Consider the following 12245-nt stretch of genomic DNA (forward strand, 5'->3'; position numbering starts at 1 on the left):
TTGCTCGATACAGCTGTGTACCATCGCGCGCGGTCTAAATAGGTAGCTTTCATAGGCTATTCCCTCTAAATAAAAGGTTATTGTTGAATGTTGTTGGCTCAGAAAAAAGAAGATTGGTTTGGAAATATACGCGGTGATGTTTTAGCCGGTCTCGTTGTAGCGCTTGCGTTGATCCCTGAAGCCATTGCCTTTTCTATTATTGCAGGTGTAGACCCGAAGGTCGGTTTGTATGCTTCATTTTGTATTGCCGTGATTATTTCAGTGGTGGGCGGTCGTCCTGGTATGATCTCCGCTGCTACGGGTGCAATGGCATTGTTAATGGTCGATTTAGTGGCCGAACACGGCATTCAGTATTTATGGGCGGCCACACTTTTAACGGGTGTGATTCAAATAGTGGCGGGTTACCTCAAACTAGGCGAACTCATGCGGTTTGTCTCTCGCTCTGTAGTCACAGGCTTTGTAAACGCTTTGGCTATTCTAATTTTCATGGCCCAGTTGCCCGAGCTGACCAACGTCACTTGGGTCGTATATGCCATGACAGCAGCTGGCTTAGGCATCATCTACTTGTTCCCTTATATCAATAAGACCATTCCATCGCCTTTGGTGACTATTGTGGTGTTGTCGGCGATTTCGATAATTTTTGATTTTGATATACGCACCGTCGGTGACATGGGCGATTTGCCAGATACATTGCCTAACTTCTTATTTCCGGATGTACCTCTTAACTTTGCAACTCTCGCGATTATTTTACCGTACTCTGCGCCTTTAGCCGTAGTAGGGCTGTTGGAATCGTTAATGACGGCAACCATAGTTGATGACCTTACCGATACAAGTAGCGATAAAAACCGCGAGTGCAAAGGCCAAGGCATTGCCAATATTGGTGCGGGTTTAATGGGCGGGATGGCCGGTTGTGCAATGATTGGTCAGTCGGTAATTAACGTGAAGTCCGGCGGCCGTGGCCGATTATCGGCGTTTGTGGCGGGTACTGTTTTGTTGATCATGGTGGTGTTTAGCAGTGAGTGGGTAGCTAAAATCCCTATGGCAGCGTTGGTCTCTGTAATGATCATGGTCTCCATCGGAACGTTTAATTGGGGGTCTATTCGTGATCTCCGTCAATTCCCATTATCGACAAATTTAGTCATGATAGTGACAGTCGTAGTGGTTGTCTGGACGCACAACCTTGCATATGGCGTGTTTGCGGGTGTGTTACTCGCGGCCTTGTTCTTTGCTAATAAAATCAGTCACTTCATGTATGTTGACTCAGATTTGAGTGAAGACGAAGATAAGCGCAGTTATAAAGTTGTTGGTCAGGTGTTTTTTAACTCTGCCGACAAGTTCATTGCGGCTTTTGATTTCAAAGAAGCCATCAGCACCGTCGAAATCGATTTATCAAGGGCGCATTTTTGGGATATTACGGCCGTTGAATCGTTAGATAAGGTTGTGGTGAAATTTAAGCGCGAAGGCACCGATGTAAATGTTGTGGGTTTAAATGAAGCCAGTGAGACCATTGTGGATCGATTTGGTAAGCTAGGCAAACCAGAAGAAATCGATAAAGTACTAGGAGGCCACTAATGGCTGATAATAATAACAAAGAACGTACCTGGACAATCGCCTGTATTGATGGCTCTAAGTTTAACGAGGCCGTGAGTGACTACGCAATTTGGCTCACGAAAACCATTGATGCTCCATTAAAGGCGCTGCATGCCATTGAACACAATGCCATTGCTGCGGTGTCTGATTTTTCTGGTGCCATTGGCATTGGCGCTCAGGAGCACTTACTCAGTGAGCTAACCGAAGTAGAGCAGCAAAGAAATAAACTGGAAATTCAGAAAGGCAAAGATATTCTCGATACGGTTAAAGCACGAGCTAATAAAGCCGGTGTCGAAAATGCCTTTAGTACGCAACGCCACGGGCCGTTAGTCGAGGCGTTAATCGATTTAGAGCATGAAACAAGAGTAATCGTGCTAGGAATTCGAGGTGAGGCCAACGTTGGTAATACGGAAAATTTAGGGGGTCACCTTGAGACCATTGTCCGATCCGTACAACGCCCTATATTCGTCGTTAACAGAGCTTTTGAAGCGCCAAAAGCCGCCATGTTGGCGTTTGATGGCAGTGATTGCAGTCTCAAAGCATTAGATATGGTCGTCAATAGTCCTTTATTTAATGATTTACCTGTACATATTGTGAACGTTTCTAAATCCGTCAGCGCAGGTGAAGCATTAATTGCACCGGCTCAAGTAAAATTGGAAACTGCCGGAAGATCTGTTTCTTCCGCGGTATTAACTGGCGATCCAGCGCAAGCCTTATGCCAGTATCAAAAGGATCATAATATTGGTTTAACCGTGATGGGCTCGTTTAGTCACAACCGGTTACGCGACATGGTATTTGGCAGTTTTACAGCGAAAATGCTGTTGAATACAGAGCAGCCACTGTTATTGTTGCGATAATATCAAATAGCCACATTGGCCGCGTGTAAGCGGCCTTTTTATTGACTTGTAACTGTAGGCAATTTGCACGGAATGGCTCAATACTTGACTGTTTTAGTCAGGTATTTATAATGCACTCACTTTCAAGTCATCCTCAGGCTTAATGTATGAGATTAACTACCAAAGGCCGCTACGCGGTGACAGCATTGCTAGATTTAGCGCTCAATGAACATAAAGGCCCTATCAATCTAGCGGATATTTCTGAAAGACAGGGTATATCGTTGTCTTACTTAGAACAGCTGTTCTCTAAATTGAGAAAAAAGTCGCTGGTTGCATCGGTACGTGGACCTGGTGGTGGTTATTTGCTGGGCCGTGAAAAATCCGACATCAGCATCGCTTCTGTTGTAGACGCTGTCTCTGAGTCTATTGATGCCACAAAATGCCAAGGTAAAACGGGGTGTCAGCAAGGTGATATATGCTTAACGCATCACCTTTGGCAAGACTTGAGTAATCAAATCCACGATTTTCTAGATGATATAACGTTGCAGACATTAGTCGAGCGTGGCGAAATTAAAGCCGTCAGTGCCCGTCAAAATGAAAAAATGCTGCAAGCACACCCTGAAAAAACGATTCCAACAGCACAGGTTAGTTAATGCGACCGCTTTATTTTGATTATGCTGCCACAACACCGGTTGATGACCGTGTCGCTAAGGCAATGACCGATTGTTTAACCTTTAATGGTAACTTTGCGAACCCGGCCTCCCGTTCACATGCGCTAGGGTGGTTAGCCGAAGAGGCTGTTGAAGAAGCTCGCAATGATGTTGCAGATCTTCTTGGAGCCGATTCACGAGAGATTGTTTGGACCAGTGGCGCAACTGAAAGTAATAATTTGGCCATAAAAGGTGTTGCCGATAATTATGCACCGGAAGCGTGTCATATAATTACCACCAGTATCGAGCATAAGGCGGTTATAGACCCTGTTAAACATTTGCACAGTAAAGGGTATCAAACCACCTTTGTCGCACCAGGTTCAAACGGACAAGTCTCTGTCGAGAGTATTGCCGCCGAAATCACTGACAAAACTCGGTTGATCTCGGTAATGGCAGTAAACAATGAAACGGGTGTCATAAACCCTATCGCTGAAATTGGTAAACTGTGCGAACAAAAAGGCATATTTTTTCATGTTGATGCAGCACAAGCTGTCGGCAAAATAGCCGTAAACGTTGATGAGTGGAAAGTCACGTTATTGTCTTTATCGGCGCATAAATTCTATGGGCCAAAAGGTATTGGTGCTTTATACGTGCGTCGCCGAAGTCCACTTGAATTGTCTGCACAAATACATGGTGGCGGTCATGAACGTGGTATGCGTTCGGGCACTTTAGCGACCCATCAGATAGTCGGCATTGGAACAGCTGCCGCAATTTTAAATGAAGGGTTTAGCGATGAGCACGATCGTATAGAAGCATTAAAAGAGCGTCTATGGAGCGGTATTGAAACGCTCGGCGATGTAATCATTAATGGCAAAGGTTCACCTATTTCTGCAGGGCATCTGAATGTCTGTTTTAAAGGCTTAGATGGAGAGGCTCTGATGATGGGTGTACGAAACTTGGCTATTTCATCTGGATCCGCCTGTACATCAGCAACGGTAGAGCCTTCGTTTGTATTAAAAGCAATGGGCTGTAGCGATGAAGATGCTCACAGCTCATTGAGAATTAGCTTGGGTCGTTTCACTACCGAGAGTGATGTCGATCAGGCGATTGCAAGTTTCTCGCAAGCGGTTAACGCCTTGCGATCTGCCAAATAAATTTAGTTTAGCGTACGTATTTTGCGCGCAACCTATTAGGGTATCATTATGAGTCAGGAAGTTGAGAAGTATATTAAAACTGAGTACGAGGCTGGGTTTATCACTGATGTTGAATCGGCTACGATTCCACCAGGATTAAACGAAGATGTTATTCGGCTAATCTCTGCAAAGAAAAATGAGCCAGAGTGGATGACTGAATGGCGCTTAAAAGCGTTTCGTGCTTGGGAAGAAATGGAAGAGCCTGACTGGGCGCATGTAAGTTATCCTAAGCCTGATTTTCAATCGCTTTCTTATTATTCTTCACCAAAAAGTATTGAAGATGCTCGACCAAAATCGTTAGACGATGTTGATCCTGAGCTATTGGCGACATACGAAAAGCTAGGCATTCCGGTTCACGAACACGCTGCATTAGCCGGTGTCGCGGTAGATATGGTATTCGATTCCGTGTCTGTAGGAACCACTTTCCGTAAAAAGCTGGAAGAAGCCGGAATAATTTTCTGTCCAATTTCAGAGGCTGTTCATGAATACCCAGAGTTAGTGAAAAAATATTTAGGCTCTGTGGTACCGCAAAAAGACAATTACTACGCGGCGCTAAATTCGGCTGTATTCTCTGATGGTTCATTTGTTTATATTCCTAAAGGCGTTCGTAGCCCTATGGAATTATCGACCTATTTCAGAATTAACGAAGCCAACACGGGGCAGTTTGAACGTACCTTAATTATTGCCGATGTAGGTAGCCATGTTAGCTACTTAGAAGGATGCACGGCACCAATGCGCGATGAGAACCAACTACACGCTGCCGTTGTAGAGTTAGTGGTTTTAGATGATGCAGAAGTCAAGTATTCAACTGTGCAAAACTGGTACCCCGGTGATGCTGAAGGTAAAGGCGGCATTTATAACTTTGTTACCAAACGTGGAATTGCACACGAGCGCGCTAAAATTTCTTGGACACAAGTTGAAACAGGTTCGGCCGTAACTTGGAAGTATCCATCCTGTGTCTTAAAAGGCGACGACAGCGTTGGTGAATTTTACTCGGTTGCATTAACCAGTAACATGCAGCAAGCCGATACCGGCACGAAGATGATTCACATCGGAAAAAATACGCGCTCTACGATTATATCTAAAGGCATCAGCGCGATGAAAAGTGAAAACACTTATCGCGGCTTAGTCAAAATGAATCCTGGTGCCGTCGGTGCTCGTAACTTTACTCAGTGTGATTCTTTACTCATTGGTGATCAGTGTGGTGCTCATACGTTTCCTTATATAGAAAGCAAAAACCCAAGTGCCATTGTTGAGCACGAAGCCACCACCTCCAAAGTGAGCGATGATCAAATGTTTTTGTGCCAGCAACGCGGCATTGACCCTGAAAAAGCAGTCTCAATGATCGTAAATGGTTTTTGTAAAGAAGTTTTTAAAGAGCTGCCCATGGAGTTTGCCGTTGAAGCTGGCAAATTATTGGAAGTATCGCTCGAAGGCGCAGTCGGCTAAACCCGGCCCTTGTTGAAACGAAGAATTTAAAACGAATTGTGAAAAGGTTGATAGTCGATGTTAAGTATTAAGAATTTAGCCGCCAAAGTTGAAGAAAAAGACATTCTTAAAGGCTTGTCTATTGAAGTTAAGCCAGGCGAAGTGCATGCCATTATGGGGCCAAACGGTGCCGGTAAAAGTACCTTAGGTAATGTGTTGGCGGGTCGTGAAGGTTATGAAGTGACCGGCGGAAGTATTGAGTTTTTAGGCGAAAATATTCTAGATTTCGAAGCACATGAGCGTGCTTGCAAAGGCGTATTCTTAGCATTTCAATACCCAGTTGAAATTCCCGGCGTTTCAAACATGGAATTTTTAAAAGCATCGGTAGATGCCGTGCGAGAATCTCGTGGGTTAGAACCTTATAGCTCGGTTGAATTTATTAAGTTGGCGCGTGAAAAGAGTAAGGCCGTTGACCTTCCAGCCGACTTTTTAAAACGTGGCGTGAATGAAGGCTTTTCTGGCGGTGAGAAAAAGCGTAACGAATTAATGCAAATGATGTTGCTTGAACCAACCTTATGTATTTTAGATGAAACCGATTCTGGTTTAGATATTGATGCCCTGCAGGTTGTCGCTGATGGTGTCAATAAACTGCGCGATCCTAATCGTTCTTTTATCGTGGTGACGCATTATCAGCGTTTACTTGATTACATTGTTCCTGATTTTGTTCATGTATTGGCCGATGGAAAGATTGTTAAGTCCGGTGGTAAAGAGCTAGCACTTGAACTCGAAAAAGAAGGCTACGGTTGGATCGAGAAGGAGACAGTATAAGTGAGCAATCAACTTAACGTCGCTGCCGCAGCCGCGCAAGTTGCCAATGACAACAGCTATGCGAAAAGCTGGTCGCAATCGGCCGGTGAACGATTTGCGCTGCAGCCTTTGCCAACGCGAAAAACCGAACATTGGAAGTACACGCCGTTAAAATCGTTACTTGATGCTACATGGTCAAATGCTGTCAGCAGCACTAAAGCTAGCGGTGTAGCATTTGATGATTTTAACGAAGTGACTCTGACTATTGAAAATGGACAGCTAGTCGATACGCCAACTTTGCCGGAAGGTATAGTGCTTAAAAAATTATCGCAATGCGATGAAGCACAAACGGCGGAATTTATCGAGAAAGTTCAGGCTCAACAGACCGATTTTATCTTTGATTCGCTTAATGCCGCCAAGTTAGATGAAGGTTACTGGATTGTTGTTGAAGAAAATGCTCAGGTTGCTTCGCCTATCCATTTAAACTTTGTGAGCCATGGCGAGCATGTTATGGTGAATACCCAAGTACTGGTTGAAGCCAAACGCTCCTCTAACGCAGTGGTTGTTGAAACATTTACACATGATTCAGGTTCGGCATTTGTGAATCCAAACACTACCTTGTATGTAAATGAAAATGCGCAATTAACGCATTACCATTTATTGCTTGAAGAAGGTGATATTCGGCACATAGGGCGAGTAGCGGCTGTTTTAGAACGCAGCGCTAAGCTGTATTCATTTCATATGGCCGTTGGCGGTGTATTGAAACGAAAGGACATCGTTGTTCGGCATTGTGGCGAAGGCGGTGAGCTCACGTTAAATGGTGTGTACTTACCTAAAGGTAAAGAGCACATTGATTATCACACCATCTTAGAGCATGAAGTTGCCCATTGTACGAGCCAAGAGGTCTTTCGTGGCATCATCGGTGATTCTGCAACGGCCGTTTTTAATGGTCGAATTCATATTCATAAAGACGCGCAAAAATCGTTGGCAGAATTAAACAACCGAAACCTGTTATTGAATGACAAAGCAACCATCTATACAAAGCCTGAGCTTGAAATTTATGCAGACGATGTAAAGTGCGCTCACGGTGCTACGATTGCCCAGTTAGATGACAAGGAGCTTTTTTACTTTCAAGCTCGTGGTATTTCTAAGGCAGAAGCTGAAGTTATGTTGAGTTTCGGTTTTATCAATGAGCTTTTAGATGCGTTACCTCATGAGCCAGTGCAATTATTATTGCGCCCATTGTTAGCGCAAGTATTTGCAAGCAAGTCAGCGGAGCTCACGAGGCACTTGGTATGAGTTTTGATGTCGATGCGATAAAAGCTGACTTTCCAATTTTAGCGCAAGAAGTAAATGGTAAGCCTTTGGTTTATTTAGATAATGGCGCTACGACTCAAAAGCCTAATGCTGTAATCGACGCGATCACGCATTTTTATAAAACTGACAACAGTAACGTACATCGAGGTGCTCATACGCTGAGTGATCGATCTACGTTAAGTTTTGAAAAAGCCCGTTCTACCGTTCAGACTTTTCTAAATGCCGAGCAGTCGTGTGAAATCATTTGGACTAAAGGAACAACAGAAGCCGTAAACTTAGTTGCATTTAGCTGGGGGTTGCAAAACCTGAAGCAGGGCGATCAAGTGTTGGTTTCTTACATGGAACACCACGCTAATATTGTTCCTTGGCAAATGGTGTGTGAGAAAACAGGTGCGCAGCTGGTAGCGATGCCGGTAACCGATTTAGGCGACATAGACTTAAATCAATTAGACGCACTCCTAACGGAAAAAGTTAAGTTTGTTTCAGTGGGGCATGTATCGAATGCGCTAGGAACAGTTAACCCCGTTGCTGATATTATTCAAAAAGCACATAAGATTGGCGCGAAGGTACTAGTAGACGGTGCTCAGGCGGTTGCTCATTGGCCTATCGATGTTCAAGCGCTTGATTGTGATTTTTATGCCTTTTCTGGACATAAACTTTATGGCCCGACGGGCATCGGTGTTTTGTATGGGAAAGCAGATTTGCTCAATAGCATGACACCTTTTATGGGTGGCGGTGAAATGATCGAGTCGGTCACTTTTGAAAAGACAACATACAACACGCTGCCATTTAAATTTGAACCCGGCACCCCAAACATAGCAGGAGCCATCGGTTTAAGTGCAGCTATTGAATACCTTAATAGCCTTGATCGAGATGCCGTTTTAAAGCATGAAGAAGCCGTGTTGAATTATGCCGTCAGCAAAGCTAAGCAAACTGATGGATTAAAACTTGTCGGTGATGCTAGTCATCGAGCTGGTGTTTTAAGCTTTGTCATTGAAGGTACGCACCCAAACGATATCGGTACTTTGTTAGATCAACAAGGAGTCGCTGTTCGTACAGGCAGTCATTGCGCCATGCCAATTATGGAACGTATGGGTGTTCAAGGTACGGTTCGGGCGAGTTTTGCTATGTATAATAGTAAAGACGATGTTGATGCATTGTTTAATGCTATTGAAAAAATTCGAATGTTTTTTTAATTCGCATTCACCATTTTATATTTCAGGGCTGAGTATGGTCAGCTCTGAATGGAAGGAGGATTCAATATGACTGTTCAATCTTTTGATCCCAATAGTACAGCGGCCCCTAAAATCACCTTGACAGATAAGGCGAAGGCGCACTTTGATCGACAATTAGCGAATTCAGAGGCACAAGGCGTTCGGCTATTTATCGAAGAGAGTGGATGCTCTGGGTATATGTACCGAGTCGATTTGGTGCAAAACGCAAATGAAACCGATGTTAAGGTAGAAATAGATACGCCTTGGCCGCTTTATATTGCACAAGACGCTATTGCCATTTTACAAGGTACCGAAATAGATTTTAAGCGAGACGGTTTAAATGAAATGGTGAAGTTTAATAACCCAAATGTAACAGCAGAATGCGGTTGCGGTGAGAGTTTTGTCGTGGAGGGTCAGAGTTAATGGAACGCCGCATGGTTGTAACGCAGCGCGAAGTCAACGCTCGGCTAGTACCGGTTGGAACGCCTATTACCATCCCTTCAGATACCTTTGTAACTTTAACTCAATCGTTGGGTGGCAACTATACAGTGGTGCATAATGGTAATATGGCCAGGATTGATGGTACGGACGCAGACGCGTTAGGGTTTGAGCCTCAAACTTTTGAATTTGAAGCACCTGCAAACGGTGAGGTATCAACCGACCAAATTTGGGAAGTGTTAGATACGGTGTTTGACCCTGAAATACCGGTCAGTATTGTGGCGTTGGGGTTGGTGTACGATGTCACAGTTTCAGATCAAAAGGTCAGTATAACTATGACCTTAACAGCGCCTGGCTGTGGAATGGGACCCGTTTTAGTAGATGATGTTAAATATCGAGTGGCAAAAGTGCCTAATGTGAATGAAATATCTGTTGAGTTGGTGTTTGATCCGCCGTGGTCTCGAGATCGGATGAGCGAAGAAGCTCAACTTGAAACGGGAATGTTTTTTTAAAAAATTAATCTTTAAGGTGCTAAATGAGCCAGATTTTGGGTGTAGATACCACTGCTGACGATATCATTGAGACATTATCATTTTTTGATAGCTGGGAAGATCGCTACAAATATATTATTGATTTAGGTAAAGAGTTGCCTAAGTTAGATGAAGCGAATAAGGTAGAAGACTATATTGTGAAAGGCTGTCAAAGCCAGGTTTGGCTAGTTCCTAATAAGCAAGGTGACCGCTTTTTCTTTGAAGTAGATTCAGACGCCCATATAGTAAAAGGGCTCTTAGCCGTTGTTTTAGCTGCTTTTAATGGAAAAACAGCCGAATCAATCCTAAACTTCGATGTAGACAGCTATTTCGGGCAGCTAGATCTAGAGCGGCATTTAAGCCCCACCCGTGGTAACGGGCTTCGAGCAATGGTCCAGCGTATACGAGATTGTGCTGAAAATTGTTGAGATATTGAATTATTGAAAAAGGTTATATGTGACGTTAACGCCCCTTAAACTGACCATCATAAACTTAGTCGTAATGCTTGGTGTTGCTACAGTTTTCTATTTAAGTGGCATACAGGATATAACGTTATTGCTAATGCTACTGCCTGTCCTTGTTGTAGGTGAGCTAGCACGGCAGTGGAATAAAGCGAATCAACGCAAATACAACGCCCTTCAAAGTGAATTAATTCAAACTCGATCAGAAGTAACTTCCATTCGGCAATCGGTAAACCAAGACGCGCTAACAGGCCTGCACAGCTTGTCGTTTATAAAAGAGCGCCTGACTAAGCGATTGGCTGTTTCTAAATCCCGCCACAGTAAATGCGCTGTGCTTTATATAGATCTTGATTTCTTTAAAGAAATTAATGATGCACTAGGGCATGAGCTAGGAAATCAGCTATTGGTTTCTGTTGGGCACCGATTAAAAGGCCTTGTAAAGAAAGACGACTTACTCGGCTACATCCGTGGTGATGAGTTTATCGTTATTTTGCAAGAAATTGCCGACCCGATGGCTGCAGAGTTGGTGGCCAGGCGCATCCAAAATAGCATGTCGCAACCCTTTGAAATAGTCGATCATTCACTCACCGTTTCTACCAGTATTGGTATATCTATCGGCTTGAACGATGGGGTTGAGGGCGATGATTTAATTCAAAAAGCTGAGCGTGCCGTTATTCAAAGCAAGGCCAATGGGCGTAAAAGTTATACATTTTATAGTCAGGCGCTGAATCTTGTCGCGAAAGAGCGTTTAAAAATCGACCAAAATCTTCGAGGAGCCTTACAACGCGGAGAGTTTAGAATTGTTTATCAAGTCATTGTTGATGAGAAAAGCCGCAGCGTTAAAGGGTTTGAGGCTCTCATTCGTTGGCATAATGCTGAATTGGGAGAGGTTTCGCCGGCTGAGTTTATTCCTGTGGCTGAGCAGATTGGCCTAATAACAGAAATAGGCACTTGGGTGATGCGAGAGTCTTTATTGCAGTTGCAGCAGTGGCAGGGCCGGTACGGTAAAGCTCTGTTGATGTCGGTTAATGTGTCGCCAAGGCAATTCCAAGATGAATCTATTTTGCCCGCCGTAAAAACCATTCTCAAGCAGGCGGGTATTGCTTCCAGTGCCTTGCAAATAGAAGTGACAGAAGGGCTGTTCTTGTCGGCTTCAGATAACGTGATGTCTACAGTTGAAGCATTAAAATCGGCCGGCGTAAAATTAGCGTTGGATGATTTTGGTACAGGCTATTCATCATTGTCTTATCTAAATACTTTGCCTTTTGATGTACTTAAAATTGACAAATGTTTTGTTGATGGCATGCATACCAGTGAATCCGATCTCAATATGATCAAATCAATTATTTCAATTGCCCATGGTCTTAAAATGGTCACTGTTGTAGAAGGCGTAGAAACCGCCCAGCAAGCCCATATGCTACGTGAATTAGGCGCTGACTCCATTCAAGGCTTCTATTATTCGAAGCCGCTCTCCGCAAAAGAAGCGGAAATGCGCTTTTTAGCAAAAGACTCAATCACCTCGCTGGATGAGTCAATCTGGGATAATCTTTGAGGGTGTTTTAGGCTTAGAGCTTCAAGCGACGAGTTTGAAAAACTACCAACAACTTCTATCAATGACCCTCATTAATACACCGTCTAACTCGGTAAACTAATTGCTCAAACTAAGCCGATAAAACCATTCCTGTTTCTTTTGTATGCAGCCCACAGCCTGTAGCTCAAAACCGCTTTTTAACCTTTCATTCAAATCATTAACCCCGTATAATCCGCCGCCGTCCACACAC

14 protein-coding genes are annotated in these 12245 nt (G+C 43.8%); 13 read left to right on the forward strand and 1 reads right to left on the reverse strand.

Annotated features, from left to right (window positions below; translation table 11 throughout):
* Positions 1–87 precede the first annotated feature (87 nt).
* The 13 genes from QWZ13_RS09975 to QWZ13_RS10035 all read left to right on the forward strand — a co-directional run bounded on the left by QWZ13_RS09975 (position 88) and on the right by QWZ13_RS10035 (position 12116).
* Complete coding sequence (locus QWZ13_RS09975; RefSeq protein ID WP_290281643.1) at positions 88–1572, forward strand: SulP family inorganic anion transporter; 1485 nt, start codon at positions 88–90, stop codon at positions 1570–1572.
* A complete protein-coding gene (locus QWZ13_RS09980) occupies positions 1572–2447 on the forward strand; it encodes a universal stress protein (RefSeq protein ID WP_290281644.1) in 876 nt (291 codons plus the stop codon). The genes QWZ13_RS09975 and QWZ13_RS09980 overlap by 1 nt, the downstream gene beginning before the upstream one ends.
* A 146-nt stretch (positions 2448–2593) precedes the next feature.
* Complete coding sequence (gene iscR, locus QWZ13_RS09985) at positions 2594–3079, forward strand: Fe-S cluster assembly transcriptional regulator IscR (protein ID WP_290281645.1); 486 nt, start codon at positions 2594–2596, stop codon at positions 3077–3079.
* Positions 3079–4230: an aminotransferase class V-fold PLP-dependent enzyme gene (locus QWZ13_RS09990; protein WP_290281646.1), complete on the forward strand. Its 1152-nt coding sequence runs from the start codon at positions 3079–3081 to the stop codon at positions 4228–4230. The genes iscR and QWZ13_RS09990 overlap by 1 nt, the downstream gene beginning before the upstream one ends.
* Before the next feature lie 48 nt (positions 4231–4278).
* Positions 4279–5718 carry a Fe-S cluster assembly protein SufB gene (gene sufB, locus QWZ13_RS09995; RefSeq protein WP_290281647.1) on the forward strand — a complete coding sequence of 480 codons (1440 nt, stop codon included), beginning with the start codon at positions 4279–4281 and terminating at the stop codon, positions 5716–5718.
* A gap of 57 nt (positions 5719–5775) precedes the next feature.
* Positions 5776–6525: a Fe-S cluster assembly ATPase SufC gene (sufC, locus tag QWZ13_RS10000; RefSeq protein WP_215999323.1), complete on the forward strand. Its 750-nt coding sequence runs from the start codon at positions 5776–5778 to the stop codon at positions 6523–6525.
* Positions 6526–7803, forward strand: a complete 1278-nt coding sequence (gene sufD, locus QWZ13_RS10005) for a Fe-S cluster assembly protein SufD (RefSeq protein ID WP_290281648.1) — start codon at positions 6526–6528, stop codon at positions 7801–7803.
* Positions 7800–9017, forward strand: coding sequence for an aminotransferase class V-fold PLP-dependent enzyme (locus QWZ13_RS10010; protein WP_290281649.1), 1218 nt, complete (start codon positions 7800–7802; stop codon positions 9015–9017). Before sufD ends, QWZ13_RS10010 begins: the two co-directional genes overlap by 4 nt.
* A 48-nt stretch (positions 9018–9065) precedes the next feature.
* Positions 9066–9458, forward strand: a complete 393-nt coding sequence (locus QWZ13_RS10015; RefSeq protein ID WP_290281650.1) for a HesB/IscA family protein — start codon at positions 9066–9068, stop codon at positions 9456–9458.
* Entirely contained in the window at positions 9458–9985 is a 528-nt protein-coding gene (gene sufT / locus QWZ13_RS10020; protein ID WP_215999327.1) for a putative Fe-S cluster assembly protein SufT, read from the forward strand. The genes QWZ13_RS10015 and sufT overlap by 1 nt, the downstream gene beginning before the upstream one ends.
* A 23-nt stretch (positions 9986–10008) precedes the next feature.
* Complete coding sequence (locus tag QWZ13_RS10025; RefSeq protein WP_215999328.1) at positions 10009–10431, forward strand: SufE family protein; 423 nt, start codon at positions 10009–10011, stop codon at positions 10429–10431.
* 28 nt (positions 10432–10459) lie between these two features.
* A complete protein-coding gene (locus QWZ13_RS10030; RefSeq protein WP_290281651.1) occupies positions 10460–12016 on the forward strand; it encodes a putative bifunctional diguanylate cyclase/phosphodiesterase in 1557 nt (518 codons plus the stop codon).
* Positions 11991–12116, forward strand: a complete 126-nt coding sequence (locus tag QWZ13_RS10035) for a hypothetical protein (protein WP_290281652.1) — start codon at positions 11991–11993, stop codon at positions 12114–12116. Before QWZ13_RS10030 ends, QWZ13_RS10035 begins: the two co-directional genes overlap by 26 nt.
* On the opposite strand, the gene QWZ13_RS10040 is transcribed toward QWZ13_RS10035, so the two are convergent.
* Positions 12113–12241 (reverse strand): hypothetical protein, encoded by a 129-nt coding sequence (locus tag QWZ13_RS10040; protein WP_290281653.1) that lies wholly within the window; start codon positions 12239–12241, stop codon positions 12113–12115. The two genes, QWZ13_RS10035 and QWZ13_RS10040, sit on opposite strands and share 4 nt — an antisense overlap.
* Positions 12242–12245: the final 4 nt, after the last annotated feature.

Source organism: Reinekea marina, from assembly GCF_030409715.1.
Classification (GTDB): domain Bacteria; phylum Pseudomonadota; class Gammaproteobacteria; order Pseudomonadales; family Natronospirillaceae; genus Reinekea; species Reinekea marina.